Annotated in this window: 21 protein-coding genes and 1 pseudogene; 13 read left to right on the top strand and 9 right to left on the bottom strand. The window is 61.3% G+C overall.

The genetic code is table 11. From position 1 onward, the window contains the following. The first annotated feature begins 153 nt into the window (after nt 1-153). The 4 genes from AC0L2X_RS25150 (at nt 154) to AC0L2X_RS25135 (ending at nt 2134) form a co-directional block, all read left to right on the top strand. The gene (locus tag AC0L2X_RS25150; protein WP_473600465.1) at nt 154-546 is read left to right on the top strand and encodes an MBL fold metallo-hydrolase; all 393 of its coding nucleotides are present in this window, start codon (nt 154-156) and stop codon (nt 544-546) included. Nucleotides 547-577: 31 nt separating this feature from the next. Further along, nucleotides 578-763, top strand: a complete 186-nt coding sequence (locus AC0L2X_RS25145; protein ID WP_473600464.1) for a hypothetical protein — start codon at nt 578-580, stop codon at nt 761-763. Nucleotides 764-957: 194 nt separating this feature from the next. Continuing rightward, a complete protein-coding gene (locus AC0L2X_RS25140) occupies nt 958-1881 on the top strand; it encodes a DUF899 family protein (protein ID WP_473600463.1) in 924 nt (307 codons plus the stop codon). Beyond that, complete coding sequence (locus AC0L2X_RS25135) at nt 1823-2134, top strand: thiosulfate oxidation carrier complex protein SoxZ (protein ID WP_473600492.1); 312 nt, start codon at nt 1823-1825, stop codon at nt 2132-2134. The genes AC0L2X_RS25140 and AC0L2X_RS25135 overlap by 59 nt, the downstream gene beginning before the upstream one ends. On the opposite strand, the gene AC0L2X_RS25130 is transcribed toward AC0L2X_RS25135, so the two are convergent. Then, nucleotides 2135-2488 carry a hypothetical protein gene (locus AC0L2X_RS25130; protein ID WP_473559247.1) on the bottom strand — a complete coding sequence of 118 codons (354 nt, stop codon included), beginning with the start codon at nt 2486-2488 and terminating at the stop codon, nt 2135-2137. A gap of 670 nt (nt 2489-3158) precedes the next feature. Here AC0L2X_RS25130 and AC0L2X_RS25125 point away from each other — a divergent pair. The 8 genes and pseudogenes from AC0L2X_RS25125 to pqqE all read left to right on the top strand — a co-directional run bounded on the left by AC0L2X_RS25125 (nt 3159) and on the right by pqqE (nt 10712). Next, nucleotides 3159-5060: a methanol/ethanol family PQQ-dependent dehydrogenase gene (locus AC0L2X_RS25125; RefSeq protein ID WP_473600462.1), complete on the top strand. Its 1902-nt coding sequence runs from the start codon at nt 3159-3161 to the stop codon at nt 5058-5060. A 153-nt stretch (nt 5061-5213) separates the two neighbouring features. Further along, nucleotides 5214-5738, top strand: a complete 525-nt coding sequence (locus tag AC0L2X_RS25120) for a c-type cytochrome, methanol metabolism-related (protein ID WP_473559245.1) — start codon at nt 5214-5216, stop codon at nt 5736-5738. A 1-nt stretch (nt 5739) separates the two neighbouring features. Further along, complete coding sequence (locus AC0L2X_RS25115; RefSeq protein ID WP_473600461.1) at nt 5740-6603, top strand: substrate-binding domain-containing protein; 864 nt, start codon at nt 5740-5742, stop codon at nt 6601-6603. A gap of 66 nt (nt 6604-6669) precedes the next feature. Further along, nucleotides 6670-7196, top strand: a pseudogene (locus tag AC0L2X_RS25110) (PQQ-dependent catabolism-associated CXXCW motif protein). Between the two features lie 411 nt (nt 7197-7607). Continuing rightward, a complete protein-coding gene (pqqB, locus tag AC0L2X_RS25105) occupies nt 7608-8546 on the top strand; it encodes a pyrroloquinoline quinone biosynthesis protein PqqB (RefSeq protein WP_473600460.1) in 939 nt (312 codons plus the stop codon). Beyond that, complete coding sequence (gene pqqC, locus AC0L2X_RS25100; RefSeq protein ID WP_473600459.1) at nt 8543-9301, top strand: pyrroloquinoline-quinone synthase PqqC; 759 nt, start codon at nt 8543-8545, stop codon at nt 9299-9301. Before pqqB ends, pqqC begins: the two co-directional genes overlap by 4 nt. Beyond that, nucleotides 9298-9594, top strand: a complete 297-nt coding sequence (pqqD, locus tag AC0L2X_RS25095) for a pyrroloquinoline quinone biosynthesis peptide chaperone PqqD (RefSeq protein ID WP_473600458.1) — start codon at nt 9298-9300, stop codon at nt 9592-9594. Before pqqC ends, pqqD begins: the two co-directional genes overlap by 4 nt. Next, nucleotides 9591-10712, top strand: coding sequence for a pyrroloquinoline quinone biosynthesis protein PqqE (gene pqqE, locus AC0L2X_RS25090; RefSeq protein ID WP_473600457.1), 1122 nt, complete (start codon nt 9591-9593; stop codon nt 10710-10712). Before pqqD ends, pqqE begins: the two co-directional genes overlap by 4 nt. A 22-nt stretch (nt 10713-10734) precedes the next feature. On the opposite strand, the gene fghA is transcribed toward pqqE, so the two are convergent. The 6 genes from fghA to AC0L2X_RS25060 all read right to left on the bottom strand — a co-directional run bounded on the left by fghA (nt 10735) and on the right by AC0L2X_RS25060 (nt 17366). Continuing rightward, nucleotides 10735-11586, bottom strand: coding sequence for an S-formylglutathione hydrolase (gene fghA, locus AC0L2X_RS25085; protein WP_473600456.1), 852 nt, complete (start codon nt 11584-11586; stop codon nt 10735-10737). 488 nt (nt 11587-12074) lie between these two features. After that, nucleotides 12075-12293 carry a hypothetical protein gene (locus AC0L2X_RS25080; RefSeq protein WP_473600455.1) on the bottom strand — a complete coding sequence of 73 codons (219 nt, stop codon included), beginning with the start codon at nt 12291-12293 and terminating at the stop codon, nt 12075-12077. Between the two features lie 281 nt (nt 12294-12574). After that, nucleotides 12575-14029, bottom strand: a complete 1455-nt coding sequence (locus tag AC0L2X_RS25075; RefSeq protein WP_473600454.1) for an aldehyde dehydrogenase family protein — start codon at nt 14027-14029, stop codon at nt 12575-12577. Continuing rightward, nucleotides 14026-15300, bottom strand: coding sequence for an NAD(P)/FAD-dependent oxidoreductase (locus AC0L2X_RS25070; RefSeq protein WP_473600453.1), 1275 nt, complete (start codon nt 15298-15300; stop codon nt 14026-14028). Before AC0L2X_RS25070 ends, AC0L2X_RS25075 begins: the two co-directional genes overlap by 4 nt. A 56-nt stretch (nt 15301-15356) precedes the next feature. Further along, nucleotides 15357-16535: an alanine racemase gene (locus tag AC0L2X_RS25065; protein ID WP_473600452.1), complete on the bottom strand. Its 1179-nt coding sequence runs from the start codon at nt 16533-16535 to the stop codon at nt 15357-15359. Between the two features lie 12 nt (nt 16536-16547). Continuing rightward, nucleotides 16548-17366 carry a GNAT family N-acetyltransferase gene (locus AC0L2X_RS25060; RefSeq protein WP_473600451.1) on the bottom strand — a complete coding sequence of 273 codons (819 nt, stop codon included), beginning with the start codon at nt 17364-17366 and terminating at the stop codon, nt 16548-16550. Nucleotides 17367-17715: 349 nt separating this feature from the next. On the opposite strand from AC0L2X_RS25060, the gene AC0L2X_RS25055 reads away from it, so the two are divergent. After that, nucleotides 17716-18654: an ornithine cyclodeaminase family protein gene (locus AC0L2X_RS25055; protein WP_473600449.1), complete on the top strand. Its 939-nt coding sequence runs from the start codon at nt 17716-17718 to the stop codon at nt 18652-18654. Between the two features lie 161 nt (nt 18655-18815). Here the strand turns inward: AC0L2X_RS25055 and AC0L2X_RS25050 are convergent, their stop codons facing one another. Then, on the bottom strand, nt 18816-20147 hold the full coding sequence (locus tag AC0L2X_RS25050; protein ID WP_473600448.1) for an NAD(P)/FAD-dependent oxidoreductase: 1332 nt from the start codon (nt 20145-20147) through the stop codon (nt 18816-18818). A 32-nt stretch (nt 20148-20179) separates the two neighbouring features. Further along, nucleotides 20180-21058, bottom strand: a complete 879-nt coding sequence (locus AC0L2X_RS25045) for an ABC transporter permease (RefSeq protein ID WP_473600447.1) — start codon at nt 21056-21058, stop codon at nt 20180-20182. Nucleotides 21059-21076: the final 18 nt, after the last annotated feature.

Here is a 21076-nt window from a genome sequence, read left to right as displayed (position 1 = left end):
TCTGACAGCGTACGACGCAAGCTTGTGAACGGCTTCGCCTGCACCGCGGCCAGCGCCGCGATGCTGCCTTGTTGCCTCGGGCGGGCCGCTCTCGCCGCTAGGTCAGGAAAGTCGCCGACAACGTCTTTGTTTTTCCAGGGTGCGGATGAATTGATGAGCGCCGCCAACCAGGGCGCGATCTCGAACCTGGCCGTCGTCGTCAGGACTGACGCCGTTGCCGTCATCGACAGCGGCGGCAGCCTGATCGAGGCGCACGCCTTCATCGCCGCGGTCGGCAAAATAACCGCCAAGGCGGTTCGCTACCTGATCAACACTCACATGCACCCCGACCACGTCTTCGGCAACGCTGGGTTCCGGGAGATCGGCGCGACCATCGTCGGCCATCACAATCTGCCGCGTGCTCTTGAGGCGCACGGCGCCTTCTACCTGCAAAGCTTTCGCGAACAGATCGGCGGCGCGCTCATAAAAGGGATCGAGATCGTGCCTCCGACAATGCGGTCAAGGATCACCTGCATCTCGACCTCGGAGGACGCACGCTCGAATTGAGGCGTGGAAGGCGGCTCACACCGACCATGATTTGACCATTTTCGACAGCGCGACCGGTACGCTGTTTGCCGGCGATCTCGTGTTCATAGGTTCCTTGCCGACGCTCGACGGATCGCTGCTCGGCGAGCTCCGCCAGATGCACGCGCTCGCCGCGATCGCCGCCGCGCGGGCCGTGCCGAGTCACGGCCCGGCGCCGGCGGCTGGCCGGAGGCGCTGACGGCGGAGCGGCGCTATTTCGACATCCTGCCGCGCGACATTCGCAAGGCGATCGCGGAATGGTTGCCGCTCAGCGAGGCCATCAAGACCGCCGGCCAAAGCGAACGCGGCAATTGGCATCTGTTCGACGACTACAACGTGCGCAACGCGACAGCGGCTTTTGCCGAGCTCGAATGGGAATAAGCGACAACGACAATGCTGGCGGTCGCCGTTCGCAAATTGACCGGCCGTCGTCTGCTGCGCTACGATCGCTTCGACGCGCGTTCCGTCGCGGGCTACTTGTGCCCGCCGGGCGAGCCAGGCTACCGTCCGCTTGCAGTGTCTGTGGTGCGACTAAGACAGGTCGCGGAGGTCGTCGAGTTCGCGGGGCTGATGAGTTTCCGCTCCGGCGCCATTTCAACAAGGATTAGGTCGAACATAGGAGGTCGGATGAAGGTCGCGACTGAGCAGGAGTGGCAGGCTGCCCGCAAGGAGCTGCTGGCGGCCGAGCAGGAGCTGGCGGCGCACGAACGGCGCGTGACTGAGCAACGGCGAGAGTTGCCCTGGGTGCCGGTCGAGAAGCACTACGCCTTCGCCACCGAGGAAGGGCCAAAGTCCTTGCCGCAGCTGTTCGATGGCCGCTCGCAGCTCCTCATTTACCACCTAATGTACGGAGAGGACTGGAAGACGGCGTGCCCGGGGTGCGCCTCGGTCGGCGATGGGCTGGGCGGCATGATCACGCACGTGAACGGCCGCGACGTGACGCTCATCGCGATGTCGCTGGCGCCGCTGGAGAAGCTGATGGCAACTAAGACACAGCGCGGGTGGACGATGCCCTACGTGTCGGGCTACGGCGACGACTTCCTGTTCGACTACGGCTTCGCATTCCGCCGGGAGGAGATGTCCGGAATCGCCCGCGACGAGTTCGACATGGGGCAGCTGCTCCGCGAGGCCCCGCAATGGCTGCAGGATTACCGGGACGATGTAGGTGCGCCGGACCTCCAGTCGGCCGTGTCGGTGAGCGCAGGGTGGAGCGTCTTCGCGATGGAGGACGGAGCGGTCTACAACACCTACCGCCGCTATCCGCCGCTGGTCGGGCCGCCGTACGCGCCGTTGCTCGAGTTCGCGCCAAAGCGGTGACACCCGGTATTTCATTCCCGCGCACTTCATCCACGAACTGTCGATCTCTCAAGGCGATCAGCCGATTCTCTCGATGGAGGGCGGAATATCGATTTCGGAGGATCCCAATTTCCGGTTCGATTTCACCGCGCACGGCAAAGGCGAAATCCGTGTCGAGGCGACAGACACGGATGGCAACATATTTCGCGGCCACTGGCCGATGGAAAACGGCGGGACTGTGAGGCGCACGGCCACGCGTACCCGTTCCGGCTGATTAAAAGCAACGTACGTCGGCTTCAGCCTGCGCGCGTTTCAGTTCGGTGCGCGCCGCCTTGGCTGGCGCGCTTTCGCGAAACAACCCTGCCGCCTCCCCTGTCGTCAACGACATGCTTTTGAAGGTCTCCGCCCTCTCATAGTGATCGTAAGGAAGGATCGAGGCGATAACATCGATCGAGCAGGAACAGCTTTCAAGCGCCTGACGTGTCTGGCCATTTGTTTGCATGCAGCCGAGCACGTAGTCGGCAATCGTTGCCGTCGGGTAGTCTCCCGCGGCGTTAGCCGAGTTCGCAAAGGCCAGCGACCCCGCAAAGGCCACCGCCAAGGTGAGAGATCCAACAGACCTTATCATGAGGAACCTCCAGTTGGCCTGGACACCATGCATCCAGACGGGATCATCGCTCCAATTTGGCGACGTGCCGCAATGCCCGTCAAGCTCCAATGGCCTGCGTATAGGACCAAAGGAGGAATGCCCCATCGGCCGTCAAGAGCCAGCTTCGTGACCCGCTGCGCACCCTCCTTCACGCGTTCATTTCATGCTTCGCTCACTATCGGGAGCCAGCAAGATGCACGCATACTTACGCCGAGGTGCCCCGTAGAATATATCGAAATAAAGTCAAATGTGTATCACCTCGAGAATACGGGAATAATATGGTTGCTATATACATAGGGGCTGGCGGCCATCCTCTTATTAGCTTTTCACACGGCGCTTATTTTAATTGTTTCTAAATATTGCGGTGCAACATATCGATATTGCAGCGCAACGATGCATTGTAGGTTTTTGCTTGCCTGGTCTTTTGCGATGACATAGTTTTTTCTTGTTTCCGGCTTCAAGAGCGCCACCGTTATCAGGGAGCGGCGGCAGTCTTTCGAAGACCAAGGGGGGCGGGCGGTATGGTGCCCTCTGCTTCGGGGTAGGTCGTGACAGCTGTCGGAAAATAACTTCCCAACATGAATTGCTTGGGCAAGCCCTTGTGGGGCTTGACGGTCGATTCTTCACTGTGAACCCGGGAGGATTTTGGATGCGTGTACTTGCGAAAACTACTTACATTCTGACGACCGCGGCGCTTTTATCGCTCGGCGCTGCCTATACGGCTTCGGCCAATGAAGACCTTGTAAAGCTCGCATCGGATGCGAAGAACTGGGCGATGCAGACGGGTGACTACGCCAACACCCGCTATTCCAAACTCAACCAGATCACTGCCGACAATGTGAAGAACCTGCAGGTCAAATGGAGCTTTTCCACCGGCGTGCTGCGCGGTCATGAAGGCGGGCCGCTGGTCATCGGCGATGTGATGTATGTCCACACGCCTTTCCCAAACAACGTCTATGCTCTGGACCTCAAGAACGACGGCAAGATCCTGTGGAAATACGAGCCCAAGCAGGACTCGAACGTCATTCCGATCATGTGCTGCGACACGGTCAATCGTGGTGTTGCCTATGGTGACGGCAAGATCATTCTCAACCAGGCCGACACCACCGTCGTCGCGCTCGATGCCAAGACCGGCAAGGTCGTCTGGTCTGTCAAGAACGGCGACCAGACCGACGGCGGAAAGGGCGAATCCGGCACGTCGGCACCCGTAGTCATCAAGGACAAGGTGCTCGTGGGCGTCTCCGGTGCTGAATTCGGTGTTCGCGGCTGGCTGGCCGCCTACAATCTGAAAGACGGCAAGCTCGCCTGGAAAGCCTATTCGGAAGGTCCTGATGCAGACACCCTTCTCGATCCCGAGAAGACAACCCATCTCGGCAAGCCTGTCGGAAAGGATTCGGGCACGAACACCTGGGAAGGCGAACAGTGGAAGACGGGCGGCGGCACGACATGGGGATGGTATTCCTATGATCCCAAGCTGAACCTGGTCTATTACGGCACCGGCAATCCCTCGACGTGGAACCCGGTCCAGCGCCCAGGTGACAATCGCTGGTCTATGACAATCATGGCTCGCGATGCGGACACTGGTGTTGCCAAATGGCTCTACCAAATGACCCCGCATGACGAGTGGGACTATGACGGCATCAACGAGATGATTCTCGTCGATGGCATGGAGGTCAACGGTGCCAAGCACGACGTGCTGGTGCATTTCGACCGCAACGGCTTTGCCTACACCATGGATCGCGCCACCGGCGAACTTCTCGTCGCCAAAAAATACGATCCGGCAGTGAACTGGGCGACGGAAGTCAACATGGATCCCAAGAGCGACCAGTATGGCCGCCCGCAGGTCGTCGCCAAGTATTCGACCCAGCAGAACGGCGAAGACACCAACTCGACCGGTATCTGCCCGGCCGCGCTTGGGACAAAGGACCAGCAGCCGGCCGCCTACTCGCCGAAGACCGGGTTGTTCTACGTGCCGACCAACCATGTCTGCATGGACTATGAGCCTTACAAAGTGAGCTACACCGCCGGTCAGCCCTACGTGGGCGCCACCGTGTCGATGTATGCGGCGCCTGGCGGTGACGGCAACATGGGCAACTTCATTGCCTGGGATGCAGCCAAGGGTGAGATCGTGTGGTCGAAGCCCGAGCAGTTCTCGGTGTGGTCGGGCGCATTGGCGACAGATGGCGACGTCGTCTTCTACGGTACCCTCGAAGGCTACATCAAGGCGGTCGATAAGGACGGCAAGGAACTCTACAAGTTCAAGACCCCGTCCGGCATCATCGGCAACATCACGACCTACGAGCATGACGGCAAGCAGTACATCGCCGTTCTGTCCGGCGTCGGTGGATGGGCCGGTATCGGTCTGGCAGGTGGGCTGCTTTCGCCCGACAACGCCGCTGCCTGGCATGGCGCCGTTGATCAGGGCCGTGCGCAGGGCGACCAGGCCGCAGTCGTTGGAACCGCCGGTCTGGGTGCCGTTGGCGGTTACGCGGCACTTGCCGACTATACGACGCTGGGCGGGCAGCTCACCGTCTTTGGCCTCCCGGACTGATTACCGGGAAGAGCCTAACGACTAGGTCGAAAACGAGAGCCCGGGCCACCCGAAGCCGGGAACCGGGCTCTCAATTGCGCCGCGCACCCAACACCGATCAATGCCGCTGCACGACGGCAGCCAGGGTTTCTGGCAAACGAAGGAAGAGTCTGAATGATCGTTCGCATTGCAGTTTCCGCTCTCGCCCTGGTCCTGCTGCCTCTGGCCAGCTCAAGTCTGGTACGGGCCGAAGACAGCATGGAAAAAGCCAAGGCGGTGAAGCAAGAAGGAGGCAAATATCTAGATGCGGACGGAAATCCGACCTACAAGATCGAAAACGGAACCGTCGATTGGTACACCTTCAGCGGGTACCGCCGGTATCACTCGGATTGCCATGTCTGTCACGGACAGGACGCTACAGGTTCGAGCTATGCGCCTGCCCTGGCTAACAGCCTGAAGAACATGGATTACGCCACGTTCCTGTCGATCGTCGCCGAGGGCCGCAAGAATGTCGGCGGCGGCAAGGAAAACGTCATGCCTGCCTTTGGCGACAACAAGAACGTCTATTGTTACCTGGACGATCTCTACGTCTATCTGCGCGCGCGCGCCGATGGCGCCGCACCCCGCGGCAGGCCGCCCAAGCACGAAAACAAGTCCCAGGCAGCCAAGGATGCCGAAGCATCCTGCATGGGTGGATGATATGACCGGCTGCACTGCATCGAAGCTACGCATCGTTCTGTCGATCCTCGGCGCGCTCGCCTTGCTGCCGTCGAATGTTCTGGCACAAAATGCCGGGCTTGGCGCGGCGGGAGAACTGGTCGATCCCGACATTCTGCGCGTCTGCGCAGATCCGTCGAACATGCCCTTTACCGACAAGGACGGCCAAGGCTTCGAAAACAAGCTGGCCGAACTGGTTGCCAAGAAGACGGGGCGGAAATCAGTCGCCTACACGTGGTTTCCCACTGTCACCGGCTTTGTGCGCAACACGCTTGGGGCCAACCGATGCGACATCATCATGGGCTACGCCCAAGGTGATGAACTGGTGCAGAACACCAATGCCTACTACCGCTCCGCCTATGTGCTCGTCTACCCGAAAGGCAACGGTATCGAAGGCGTCGAGACGATCGAAGACCCGAAACTTTCCGGCAAGAGAATCGGCGTCGTCGAAAGCACGCCCCCAACCGCCAACATGGCCGCCAACAAGCTTCTGCGGACCGCCAAGATCTACCCGCTGGCGGTGGATACTCGCGTCACCCCTTCCATGGGGGAGGTTATGATCAAGGACATGCTCGCCGGCAAGATCGACGCGGCGGTCCTGTGGGGCCCGATGGCGGGCTACTATGCCAGGGAACTCGGAGCCGACGTCACGATCGTTCCGCTGCTGAAGGAAAAAACCGGCTCGCGCATGTCTTATCGCATCACCATGGGCGTACGCCCGTCCGACCAGGAATGGAAGCGGACGCTCAACCGGGTGATCAGGGAAAACCAGGCGGAGATCATCAAAATCCTGCTCGGCTACAACGTGCCGCTGATCGACGAGCATGACAATCCGATCACGCAATAGTTGGGATGGCCCGGCGGAGGCCAGAATGTGGCAGGTGATGAACGGAAGGAAGTGGTGTTGCTGCTCATGATGGGCCTCCTGGGCATTACGGAGCCGGCATGGGCAGGCGGGGTTGACGAGCCCGCCGGCTACCGGCTGGACGAATATCGGGCACCCGTGCCGGACACGCCGCAGCGGGCGACAGTGGTGACCACGGAAGAGGCGGAAGCGCTGTGGCGAGGGAAAAAGGCAGTCTTCTTCGACGTGTTGCCGAACACGCCGAGGCCGACCAATCTGCCGGCAGGAACGATATGGACAGACAAGGTCAGAAAGGACATTCCAGGCAGCATATGGCTGGCCAACGTGGGATACGACGCTATTTCGGAGGAGACCGTCAGCTACTTTCGCCACGGCCTGGCAGCCGCGGCCGGCACCGACAAATCGCGCGCTATTCTGTTCTATTGCAGACGAATTGCTGGATGTCGTGGAATGCCGCGAAACGGGAAGTCGAGTGGGGCTACAGTTCAGTGATCTGGCATCCGCTCGGCGCATATGGCTGGGAAGGTGCAAGTCTTCCGCTGGAGGAGAAGAAACCCTACGCGATGAACAATTGAAGAAAGACCACAGCTACTTTCGATTTCTTTTTTGACTTTTTAAAACCTATTGATTCATTTGTCCATTTTGAAACCTGATGGACGAGCCATTGCTTCGGTGCCCTGCAATGGTTGACTAACGACAGCATCGGCCCTTCGGGCTGGTAGAAGAGGAGAAATGTTATGAAGAAGAGCTGGACAAAACCGACCATGTGCCAGGTTGCTGCGGGCTTTGAAATTTCGCGGTATCTGCCTGCTGAAATTACTCCCAAGAAGTAGGCCGCAGAGGTGCGTGTCCCTGGCAACAGGGGCACGCATCCCCTTGCCGCATGGGATTTTCGTGAAAGAGTTTGAGGCACGCAGAGCGGGCGGGACGTTTTTTGCGACTGCAAATTGGCTGCTGGTCAGAGAAGCCGCGGGGCGGGCGTTTTCATGCGCTTGAGAATCATCGGATCGGCTGCCGGCGGTGGCTTTCCGCAATGGAACTGCAATTATCGTCTGAGCCGTGCGGCTCGCACCGGGGTAGCTGGCGTGCATCCACGAACCCAATCGAGTGTCGCCGTGTCGGCGGATGGACTTGGCTGGGTTCTGTTCAACGCCTCGCCCGACATTCGCCAGCAGATCGCGGCAACGCCTGAATTGCAGCCCGCGCACGATGCGCCGCTGCGCTCGACACCTATTCGCGCGGTGGTGCTGACCAATGCCGATGTCGATCATGTTGCCGGCCTGCTCAGCCTGCGTGAGCGGCAGCCTTTCGCTATCTATGCAACGACACAGGTTCTGGCGACGCTGGAGGCGAATTCGATTTTTAATGTCCTCGATCCGGCGCTCGTGCCGCGACGCATCTTGCCGCCTGCGCAAGAACTGTCGATCTGCGATGCAGACGGCCACGACACCGGGGTGGCTGTCGAGAGCTTTCCCGTGCCCGGGAAGATTGCACTCTATCTCGAAGAAAAAGGCCAGCCGGATGCCAATTTCAGCTCCGATGCCGGCGACACGATCGGCGTTCGTATCGCCAGTGCCGACAGTCGCGGCTCCGTCTTCTACATCCCCGGCTGCGCCCGCATCGATGCGACCCTGCGCAGGCGTCTAGCCGATGCCGCATGCCTTCTGTTCGACGGCACGGTCTTCACCGACGACGAGATGATTACTGCCGACGTCGGCCAAAAGACCGGTGCGCGGATGGGGCATCTGGCAATGTCGGGAGACGCGGGATCGATCGCCGGCTTGGCCGATGTGAGGATCGGCCGCCGTGTCTTTGTCCACATCAACAACACCAACCCTGTTCTGGACGAGAATTCTGCCGAACACGCAGCAGTCGAAGCGGCTGGCTGGGAAGTGGCCCGCGACGGGATGGAGATGGACCTTTGAGTGATTTCCGCGACGCGGCCAAGAACGGCCTGTCCTCCAGCGAGCTCGAAGCCGTGCTGCGGCAGGTCGGTGCCGAGCGCTATCACAACCGCCATCCTTTCCATCACAGGATGACCAGCGGCGCGCTGTCGAGGACCGAGATGCAGGCTTGGGCGCTGAACCGTTATTGTTATCAGGCTGTCATTCCGCGCAAGGATGCCATGATTCTCGCGCATGCCGAGGATCCGGCGTTTCGCGCCGCCTGGCGCAAACGCATCGAGGATCATGACGGCGAGGACGGCTGGAGCGGCGGTATTGCGCGCTGGTTGCACCTGGCGACCTCGCTCGGTCTCGATGCCGACGCGGTCAAGAGCGAGAGGCTGGCCCTGCCGGCGACACGTTTTGCGGTTGGCGCCTACCTCTCCTTTTGCACGAACCGGACCCTGCTGGAGGCGGTCGCGTCGTCGCTGACCGAGATGTTCTCGCCGCTCATCATCGGCGAGCGGGTACCCGCGATGCTGGCCAGATACGATTATATCACCGAGGACACGCTGGCCTATTTCGCCCGACGGCCCGAACAGGCCTCGCGCGACGCCGGCTTCGCGCTCGCCTATGTGCTCGAACATGCCGACACGGCGGAACGCCAGCAGCAGGCGATCGATGCATTGGTGTTCAAATGCGATATACTGTGGGCCATGCTCGACGCGCTTCAACATGCCTATTGCGAGCCGGGCAATATCCCGCCAGGCGCCTTCCGTCCGGAGGCAGCCCAATGATGGCACTGCGCGAAAGAGCCATGGTGTCGCCGCAGTCGGTTCCATCACTGCCGAAGCACGTGCGCATACAGTACGACCCCGTGCGACAGGCGTTCGCCGTGCTTTCGCCCGAAAAGGTGTTCTGGCCAAACGACATCAGCCTCGACATATTGCGCCGCTGCGACGGGCGGTCCACGGTCGGCCACATGATTGCCGGCCTTGCCGCAGATTATGATGCCGAACAGGAGGCTGTGGCGGCCGACGTCGTCGCCTTCCTGCAGGAATGGTCTGACAAGCTGCTGGTGAACCTATGAGCGAGCCCCCTCTCCCCCCGATCGGCATGCTGGCGGAACTGACGCATCGCTGTCCGCTGCAATGCCCCTATTGCTCCAATCCGCTCGAATTGCTTAAGGCCAATCGCGAACTCGACACGCAGAGCTGGCTCGACCTGTTCTCGCAGGCGGCCGATCTTGGCGTTCTCCAGGTGCATCTGTCCGGCGGTGAACCGACGCTGCGTCGCGATCTCGAGCAACTGATCGCCGGGCTTTCGGCGCGCGGCGTCTACACCAACCTGATCACCGCCGGCGTCGGCATTGCGGATGGCCGCATCGAGGCATTTGCCGAAGCCGGGCTCGACCATCTGCAACTGAGCTTTCAAGGCGCACGGCCGGCGACCACCGAGCGCATCGGTAACCACAGGGGCAGCCACGAAAAGAAGCTGGAAACCGCACGCCGCGCTCGCGCGGCCGGCTTGCCGCTTACCATCAACGCGCCGATCCATCGCCACAATATCGAGGAGGTATCGGAATTCATCGATCTGGCCCTTTCGCTGGGTGCGGAGCGTCTCGAGATCGCCAACGTGCAGTACGCCGGCTGGGCGCTGACCAATCGCGATCAACTGATGCCCGAGCGTGCTGCCGTCGACCGCCAGGCGGAGATCGTCGCGGCGGCGCGCGAACGGCTCACCGGCATCATGAACATCGATTTCGTCACGCCGGATTATTTCGCCATCTATCCCAAGCCGTGCATGGGCGGCTGGGCGCGCGACGCCTTCATGGTGACGCCGGACGGCACCGTACTGCCATGCCATGCCGCCCAGACCATCCCATCGCTCGGTTTCGAGCGTTTTGGACCACGCAGCCTGGCCGCGATCTGGACCGATTCCTCGGCATTTAATGCCTTTCGAGGCACGGACTGGATGCAGGAGCCCTGCCGCAACTGTGAGCGGCGCGAGATCGACTGGGGCGGCTGTCGCTGCCAGGCGATGGCAATCGCCGGCGATGCCGCCGCGACGGACCCGGCTTGCGCGAAATCGCCGATCCATGCGCGCATGGCAATGCTGATCGACCAAGCCCAGCGCGCTGCGACAGTTCCTTCCAAGGACGAACCATTCGTCTACCGGCGTATCGGCGTCGTCACCGAGCCCGCCTGACTGCCGACCTATTCCTATGGCCTCAGCCTCGTGAAAGCCTTTCGGCATGCCACGTCATATGGTCATGCATGAATGTCGAAATGAAAAAATAGGAGTGATCGTATTCGTCCTGCATCCGCAATTTCAACGGAATGCCTGCCTTGGAGCAGGCGTCTTCGAGCAGCCAAGGCCTGAGGCCCTCCTGGAGGAAACCGTCTGACGTTCCCTGATCGACCAGGAATTCCGGGAAACGGTGTCCATCCTCAATGAGCGAAGTGGCATCGTAGCGCCGCCACGAGGCCTCATCCAGGCCGAGATATTTTTCGAAAGCCGGCTTCGACCAGCCGGCTGTGCTTGGCTGCACGATCGGCGCAAAGGCCGAGCAACTTCTGAAACGCGCGGGATTTTTCAGTGCGATCGTCAGCGCGCCATGCCCGCCCATCGAGTGGCCGAAGATCGACTGGCGCGCCATATCGGCGGGAAATTCGCGCCCGATCACGGCGGGCAGCTCCTCGACGATATAGGAATACATGCGATAGTTCTTGGCATACGGCTCTTGGGTCGCGTCGAGGTAGAAGCCGGCGCCGCTGCCGAACTGCCAATTGTCCTTTTCATCCGGAATGTCGGCACCACGCGGGCTGGTGTCAGGACAGACAACGATCAAGCCAAGTTCGGCGGCAACACGTCTGTATTCGCCTTTTTCCATTACATTCGCATGGGTGCAGGTCAGCCCGGAGAGGTACCACACCACCGGGCAACGCCGTTCCCGTGCCTGCGGAGGCATGAAAATGGCAAACGTCATTTCGCACGAGCAGCTCGTCGAGAGATGAGAGTAAACATGCTGGGCGCCGCCATGCGACTTGGCAGTCGAGACGACTTTCGGGTGCTCTGGCATATATTCTTCTCCGCCAATTTTAACCGCCGACCCTAGCCTCTACGACATCGAGGGTGATCGCGGCAACCTTGGTGGCCGGCTGGCGCGCAGGGCTCTTGATCGGAGCCGGGATGATCTGTCTTGGCCGACCGTTTTGGGAACGAGACGCCATTCGCTGGCACTGCGTTGCCCGACGTCTTTCGCAACCATACGGGCCAGGCTGGGGCGCCCATTGGCGATGCTGGTACTGCAAGGACACAGTGCGCAGGGGATCGGCGATGCCTTCCGGGACGCCGAACTCTGCGCAAATGCACTTGCCATGGCTTTCAGCGCCGACAGCGCTTCGACGCGGCTCTGGCGGACTATCGGCGACAGCGCGACAACACTCGCTGCCGATGCAAGAGTTCACCTGGCAACGCGCAACGATGACCCGTTGAGATGCAGCAACATCGCAGGGGCACCCAACGCATGACACCAACGTTCCGATTTCGCGACCCCTGGGCCGACGGCTATTCCCGACGGTCGAAAGCAACGGACAGGCCCAGGGCAGTTGCTGCCTCGACGATCGCCTCGGTGAGCTCTTCGTCGGATGCGACGAGATGAGGGGCGGCTTGCCGTGCCGCGTTTAGTGTCGCTGTGATCGAGATGGTGTCACCACGATCCTCCCTATTGAGGACTGCGGCGATTGCTTGCTCTACTACCGGACTGACCCTCTGCACCTTACTCATCCAACCCTCCCGTATGCGGCCCAGGGTGATGGTAATCTATCCACGGTTGTATTCAATTCGATGTATGAAACGTACAGATCGGCTGGACCATGACGGCCAAACATCTCTAATTTCGACGGCTTTCTAGATCGACCAAGCCTCCTGGGCCTCGATCGGGTTTCTCAGCAGATCGCCCGCGCGCTGCGGAGCCATGGCAACTTGCCAGGTTCGGATGTGAGCACAGTCCAGGAGTTCGGCTCGGCCCAGGCGCGCGCTCCCCCTGCGCTGGGCGAAGATGTCGCCTAGAAATAGCCGAGGATGGATTTTACCTCGAGATACTCCAACATGCCCTCGATCCCATATTCGCGTCCGTTTCCGGACTGCTTGAAACCGCCAAATGGGGCGTGCGGATCCCAGGCCGGGTAGTTGAGATGCACCTGACCGGAGCGGATCTGCGAGGCCACGTCCCTGACGGCGTCTATATCCTTGCCCTGCACATGAGCCCCCAGACCGTAGACCGAGTCGTTGGCGATGGTGACGGCCTCCTCGATTGTGTCGTAAGGGATGATGCAGAGAACGGGCCCGAAGACCTCTTCCTGGGCAATACGCATGCTCGTGCGCACGTCGGAAAAGATGGTAGGCTTCACATAGAACCCGACGTTCAGATCGTGTGCACGACCCGGTCCTCCGGTCAGGAGCCTGGCGCCCTCAGAAATGCCGACGCCGATCATGGTTTGGATGCGGTCGAATTGGGCACGGTTGGCGATTGCACCATGAGTTGTGGCTTCGCAAAGTGGATCACCAATGACGATCTGGGCTGCGGCCATTTTGGCGATTGCCTCGATCTCGGAGAGCAGCGCGCGCGGCACGATCATGCGTGTCGGGGCGCTGCATGACTGGCCGAGATTGCGGAAGGCGGCGGCTACGCCCAGAGAAACGGCGCGATCGAGATCTGCGTCCGGCAGGATCACGTTCGGCGACTTGCCGCCGAGCTCCTGCGCGACACGCTTGACCGTGGTCGCTGCCGCCTCGGCCACCGCAATGCCCGCGCGGGTGGACCCGGTAATGGAGATCATGTCGACATCCGGATGGGAGGCGAGCCCCATACCCACGCCTGGACCATCACCTTGCAGGAGGTTGAAAACCCCGGCAGGGAAGCCGGCTTCCTCGAGCGCCTCGGCGAATAGCAGGGCGTCCAAGGGAGAAAGCTCACTCGGCTTCAGCACGATCGTGCAGCCTGCAGCGAGCGCCGGCGAAACCTTGGCGGTGATCTGGTAAAGTGGCCAGTTCCACGGAGTGATCAAGGCGCAGACACCGATCGGTTCGTGGGTGACGGCGGTTTGCCCCCGTTGCTTGACGAAGCGAAAGTCTGTCAGCACATCGCGAGCGACCTTAACATGCGTGATCGCCAGCGGCACCTGGGCGCTGCGCGCATAGCCGATCGCCGCGCCCATTTCGAGGCTCAGGCATTGAGCCAGCAGTTCGCCGCGCGCCTCGAGCAGCGCTTGCAAGCGATCGAGCAGACCCACGCGGTCTTCTGGCGTGGTCCGACTCCAGGTGGCGAATGCCCTGCGAGCCGCTGCAACGGCCGCGTCCACGTCCTCGCCATTTCCAAGCGGAAATTGGCTCACAACCTCTTCTGTGGCGGGGTTGACGACGACGCCCGTCGCGGTGCCGCTCGGCTCAACCCATAGACCGTCGATGAAGAACTTGTCCAGGTGGCCGCTGCGGGCCAGGTGTTCGAGGGGCGTTATCACCCTACAAGGTCCTTCATGCGGTAATAGGCGCCGAGAACCGGCAGGAACCAGGGGCGCCCGAAATAGCCGGGGATCGCTGGCCAGTCGAAATCCTTCCAGGGATTGAGCTCAGGGTGCCCGTCCATGACTTCGGCCATGATGGTGCCCATCAACGTCGACATCTGGGTCCCGTGTCCGCTATAGCCCATCGAGTAATAGATGCCATCGCGCTCTCCGGCGCGCGGCAGGCGATCGCGGGTCATATCGACCATGCCGCCCCAGCAGTAGTCGATGCGGGTGCCGGCCAGTTCCGGAAAGACCTCGACCATCGCCGCCTTGAGTATCCGGCCGCTTTTTTCGTCGGATTGAGGATTGGACACGGCAAAGCGCGCCCTCCCGCCGAACAGAAGGCGATTGTCCGGCGTGAGCCGCCAGTAGACAACGAGGTTGCGCGTGTCGACGACGTTTCGACGGGTCGGCATGAGACGCTCGATCTGCGCAGGCGACAGCGGTTGCGTCACGATGAGGAAGGCACCGACCGGCACGATGCGGCGGCGGATCCATCTCAGCGGACCGACCTGGGAAATGCCGCTCGCCAACAGGACCTGCCGAGCGAGGATCTTGCCCTTTGGCGTCGTTACCTCATGCCCGCCTGAAACCTTGCGCATCGCCATGACGGGCGAGCGTTCATGGACCGCTGCGCCACGCCGGGCAGCGGCGGTCGCGAGGCCCCGGACGAACCGGCCGACATGCATGCCCGCGCTCTTGGGAAACAGCAACCCGCCATAGTAACGGTCGGTCCCGACTTCCGCCCGCAGGTCGCAGCGCGCGATCATCCTGGTTTCGGGATCGACATTGGCCGCCAGCAGTTCCTGGCTGCGCGCCAGCATATCGTAGTGCTCGGGCTTGGCGGCAAGCTTGAGCTTGCCGACGCGGGAGAAGCTGCAGTCGATCTTCTCTTCCTGCACCAACCGCTCGACCGTATCGACGCCGGCGTCGAAAGCCTTGTAGAGCGCATTTGCGGCCAGCTTGCCGTGCTTGCCAGCCATGATTGCATAGTTCTGGGCAAAGCCGTTGTTGCACATCCCGCCATTGCGGCCGGACGCGGCGCTGCCGATCGTTTCGGCCTCCAAAAGGGCAACCCGGGCGCCCTTTTTGGCAAGAGCCAGCGCGGCGGAGGAGCCGGTCAAGCCGCCGCCCACAATCGCCACATCGTAGTGGCCTTCGAGCGGTTTGGACGACCCTTCATTGAACGGCTGAGACGTATCCAGCCAATAAGAGGTAAACTTCATCTTCTTGACCACCAGTGTTGATTTGAGTGGGGCGACATTCGAGCGTAGTTGCGCGTCTACCAGCCGCGCATCCGCTCCCAACGCGCTTCAATCTTGGGGCTGTCGCCGTTGACGACGCTGTAGAAATCATGCTGGGCGGCCATCGCACAGGCATGGTTGGGCAAAATGCGTATCCGAGTCCCGAGCGGCAACTCGGGCATGGACTTTCCAGAACCGGCACGAATGGCGAGGATACCGTGCTCCTGGCTGGCCTGGGCCACGATCACATCTTCAAGCACCCGCCCCTTTTCGTCGCAGACCACGCCGTAGCCCTGGTCGATCTGCTGGTTTGCGGTTCCCCGGTCGCGCGAAAGCGCCATCCACCCTGCGTCGACCAGCACCCATCCCTTTTCCGGCTTGGACCCGATCACCGTGGCCAATACGGAAATCGCGATGTCATCCAGTTCGCACACCCCGACCCCGTGCTGGACGAGGTCGAAGAACATGTAGACTCCAGCGCGCAGCTCCGTGACCCCATCAAGATTGCTGGCGAAATGCGCTGTCGGCGTCGAGCCGACGCTGACGATCGGGCAGACATGGCCATGGGCGCGCAAAGTTTCGGCCGCGCGCACGCTGGCCGAACGCTCGTTCTCGGCTGCCTTGACCAGCGCATGGGGCGTGTTCAAGCCATAGGACTCGCCCGCATGGGCGAGAACGCCGACGAGATTAGCGCCCTTCTCGACGACCCTGTCGGCCACCTCGAGCAGCTTGGGATCGTCCGGTTTCAATCCACCGCGATGGTCATCGCAGTCCAGTTCGATGAACACGGACGGCGTCACGCCGATGGCTTGGCGCACGTCGGCCAAAACATCAGCCTGCTCCACAGAATCGAGCAACAGCTTCACATCAGCGCCGGTTCGACGACAAAGCTCCATGGCCCGCCTGGCCGATGCCGGCGAGATGCCAACCGCGTAGGTCATGTCTCGAAAGCCATGGCGCGCAAAATACTTCGCCTCGGCGATGGTCGAGACTGTGATCGGACCGAGGTCGCGGTGGAATGCGCGTCGGGCGACTTCGATGCGTTTGGCCGTCTTCATATGCGGGCGCAGCACCACGCCAAGCTTCCTGGCGCGCTCGGCCAGACCCTGGATGTTGCGCTCGAGCCGTCCACGGTCGAGAAGCAGCGCCGGGGTGACCAAGGCCTCGATCGTCCGAGCCGTCTCGCTCACCGCCAGGTTTGCCGCCCACGTGTTCATAAGTTTCGTTTCCTAAGTGAACGACTGGTTTGCTAACGCATACATATGGGCGGGCCGCTCGGAGACGGGCCGTTGCCCTTTGACCATGGCGGTCGCACTGCCGGACCGCTGAAGACCAAGGCTCGCAAGCCAGTCGCACAATCCATCCTCGGCATAGACGTCGATGCGGACGAATTGATTGTGAAGCTTCGAAAGCTGGCCCAGGATCAAAAGCCGCGCGTCTTCGTGGCTCTCGGCTGCACAAGGGCCGACGACATAGCCACGGCCAAACCTCCTGGCGATAGCGTAGCCGGCAATCCGTCCATTGCGCTCGATGACCAATGCGTTGCCCACATCGGCGAGCGCAGCCACCATCGACAGCCGGGGCATGCCCGTGGCCCGTTCGTCGAAGGCCTGGATCGCCGCGAGATCAGAGACTGTCGCTTGACGGATGTCGTCGCAAGGACTGCGCGTCACGGCGACATTCAGCGAGCCCTGGTGCTGATGCACCCTGCCCCAAGCAATGAAGCCGCGGCGCTTGTAAAGCGCCAGCCCCTCTTCGGTTGAGTTGAGCAGCAGGTTGCGACCGTGTGTCGCCTCAAGCAATCCATCAAAGAGCCGGGCGCCGTTGCCACCGCCTTGCGCGGAGCCAGTAACTATAATCATCCCGACCGAGGCATAGGACTGTCCGTAGTTCCAGGACATGGCCGTGCCAATCACCTGTCCTGCCCGCTCGAGCACCAGGCCGTTGCCGACCATCAGGGCAAATTCCCAATCCTCCTGGCGGTAGGGCCAGGCCATCTCCTGCGACAGCTTCAGTGCGCCCGGCAAATGGCGGGTTTGGAATTTCATCAGCTCGGTTGGGGCGCTGACGATATCTCTGTCGTGCTCAAAGGCCATAAGGTGCAACGCTGTCACTTGATCCAGAGTCGGATTGAAGTCGGATCTTAGAGTCGCGCCCGGCGGACAGATTTCGCTGCTGTTTTGCCCCTTCAAATCAGCGGGATAATTCGTTTTGAGCAGTTCCTCGGCATGCCAAATCGCGCAAATCGGGCGAGGAATACCTGGCCGTTGGATCGCCGCTTCGTGGTTGCCCGCGATCGACGTTACGTCCGCACCAGTCCCAATGGATGTGATCTCAGCCTCTGCAATGGCATAGCCGCAGCACGATAAAGCGTTTGATGCTCAGAAGGAATTTTTGATGATCTACATCAGCGAAGAGGAGTCAGCCGCCCTCGTCACGCATGAACTTGCTTTCGAGGCGGCGCGCGAGGCCCTCGTGGCGGCAGCATCGCAGCAGAGCTGGGTCTTTCCGGCTGTTCTCGGACGCACACAGGACGCGACCAATACCTTCTCAATCAAATCCGGTTCGTCGGGCGACCTCACCGGGGTGAAAATCGGCTCCTTCTGGTCGGGCAACCCGGCACGTGGCCTTTCCCGCCACAACTCCACCATCGTGCTGCTCGATCAGCATACAGGTCGGCTCGGCGCCGTAATTGAGGCCGGGAAGGTCAACGCCTACAGGACGGCCGCCGCCGACGCGGTTGCGGCCGATCTTCTTGCGCGCAAGCAAGCCAAGGTTCTGGCGATCTTCGGCGCCGGCAACCAGGCGAGCTTCGAAGTGATGGCGCTGGCACGCATCCGCCCAATCGAAACCGTGCTGGTCGTGGCCCGGCCTTCGCAGCGGCGCGACGCTTTTGTCGATCAGATCGGCGAAAGGGGACTGAAGGCGCGCACTGCCTTGCCGGAAGAAGCCGTGCGCGCGGCCGACATCGTGGTGACGGCGACACCCTCGCGCGAACCGCTGTTCGATGCCGCTTGGGTGGGACCCGGAACTCATATCGTCAGCATGGGGTCGGATGCTCCGGGTAAGCGCGAATTCCCGAGCAAATTATTTCTCAAGGCACGTCTGTTTTGTGATCTGCTTTCCCAGTCCGTCCAGATCGGCGAGTTCCAACACGTGCGCGACGAGATCGACGCAGGCGTGCTTGCGGTAACACCAATCGGCGACGTCATCGAAAGGCGTGCGCCCGGACGCCGCTTCGACAATGAGATCACGGTCTTCGACAGTTCCGGTATCTCCCTGCAGGACCTCTATATGGCCGATGCGCTGATCCGCGCAAAGGTGTCCCACCGCTGATCGGCTTCGCACCGACAGGCTCGCTGCCCCGACGGATTTTTCGACACCACTGGAGTGCTCTCCGGCAACAAGGTGACCTCGCGCGATACTGCAGTCATGTCAGCGGTGGGCAGGCCAAAGGGCTGCCCGCATGAACCACGGATCGCCCCCGATGTCGGCGACTAGCGGCTGGCGCGCCAGAAGGCGATACGGTCCTGTATCCGATAGCCCTGGATAATCGCCGGCATGAACCACGGATTGCCGCGATAGAGCGGAACGGCCGAAGGCGGTCGAAAGTCGAACGCCGTGCGCGACTGCTCGCCATGCCCCATCAGTTTGTGGGCCGCATGCATACCGATCCATGGTGCCCAGACCACGCCCGAACCGCAGAAGCCGGTGGCGTAGACCACGCCGTCCTTCTCGAAGATGCGGGGCAGCATGTCTCGGTTCATCGCCACGTTGCCGAACCAGCAATGCGAAAGGCGCACGTTCTCCAACTCCGGAAAAAGGTTCACCAGTCCCTTGCGTAGGAGAAGTTTCGGCGCTGCGGGATCGCCGACGCGAGAACTGTCACGCCCCCCCAGCAGGATACGTTTTCCGTCACACGAGGGACGATAATAGAAACCGAGTTGCCGGTTCTCGGTGATCGTCATCAGCTTCGGCATCAGTCGCGCCATGATATCGGGCGCAAGTTCCTCGGTGACGATGATCCGGCTGCGGACCGGAACCAGGCGGCGGCGTAGGAAGGGAGCGGCGCCGTCGGTATAGCCGTTGGTACAGACCAGAACCTGCCGTGCATCCACCGTCCCTGCCGAAGTCGCGACGCGGAACCCCGAACCATTCCTCTCGATCGACTTGACCACCGTATGCGAATGGACCGTCAACCCGGATGCGAGCGCCACCCGCAGGAGCTCAGCATGGAATTTTGCGGGGTGCAGCCCGCCAATGTCCATCCGAACGGTCCCGCCGCGGTAGAAGTCGGTGCCGATATAATTTCGCTGCTCGGCACGTGGAACCGCGTAGGACTCGATCCCCAGTTTCTTCGCAAGCCTCTCGGCGCCGCGCGCCATCTTCTCATACTGTTCATATCCGAAAGCGCCTTTGAATTGGCCAACCAGTCGGAAGTCGCAGTCGAGCCCTTCGGTCTTGATGAAGTCGTAGAGGAATTCGCGTGCGACCTTGCCCTCGGCCTCGATCGCCATGGCCTTCTCTTCCCCGAAGCGGCGGGTGATCGCGGCATAGTCCGGCCGGATGCTTCCGCTCGTAATCCCGCCGTTGCGCGTGGAAGCACCCTCGCCCGGATTCATCGCGTCAAAAGCTGCGACCGAGCGTCCTTCACGCGCCAGCACAAGCCCGGCCGAAAGACCGGCATAACCGGCGCCGATAATTGCCACATCGAGATTCTTAGCGACTGGCTGCCGCGGCAGCGGCATGACGGGCGCTGCTTCCCACCAGTAGGGTGTGTTCTTGTCGGCGATATGAGGCTCTTGCACGTGGTTGACTTCTCGCTGCATTGCAGGGGTAAAGATCTGCGGTCGGTGAAACTTCAGATGTGGTCGTCTCGGACGTCGAGCGCATCACGCAGCCCGTCACCGATGAAATTGAAACTGGTTACCGCAATGGTGATTGCAGCTCCGGGAATGATTGCCAGCCAAGGTGCACTGCCCAGATATTGCTGGGCGCCATTGAGCATGTTGCCCCAGCTGGGCAGTGGCGGCTGGATCCCGTAGCCGAGGAAACTGATGTAGGCTTCCATGAGAATGGCGCGCGCGACCGTCAAGGTGGAGGCGACGATAATCGGCCCCATGGCGTTGGGCAGTATCTCGCGGAACATGATGTGGGTGCCGCTCAATCCCAGCATTCGCCCGGCCAGGACGAACTCGCGTTCGCGTAACGAGCGGACCTCCGCTTCGACGATACGAGCAACCTCCATCCAACTGGTGAGGGCGATAATGACGGTGATCATCACAGGACTGGGCTTCAGTGCGGCAGCCAGCGCCAGCAGCAGAAAGATCGATGGGAATGACAGGAATCCATCGACCGTGCGCATCAGCGTGGCCCCGACCCAGCCGCCGCGATAGCCGGCAATCACGCCGACCAGCGTGCCGATGAGCGTCGACAACACCATGGCAAAGAAGCCGACCAGCAGCGAGATTCGTCCCGCCATCAAAAGCCTTGCCGCCACGTCGCGGCCAAGCGGATCGGTACCTAGAAAATGATACCCCGTCAGCGGAGGGGCAAAGCGGGCCCGCAGGTCGATGTACAGTGAGTCATAAGGCAGGAGATAGGGGCCGAGGACGCAAGCGAGGCTCAGGACGATGATCATCGCCAACCCGAGCAGCGCCAAGCGATGCCGCATGAAACGACGCGCCGCGCGGTTGTTTCTCCATCGGCTTGGAGCTGCGTTTGCGGTGAGAGCGGTCATATCGGCTGTCTCCTGTCG

It is taken from the genome of Mesorhizobium sp. WSM4828 (assembly GCF_055811175.1).
The sequence above is the reverse complement of the archived record's forward strand: the minus strand, read 5'-3'. Positions and strand labels throughout refer to the sequence as shown.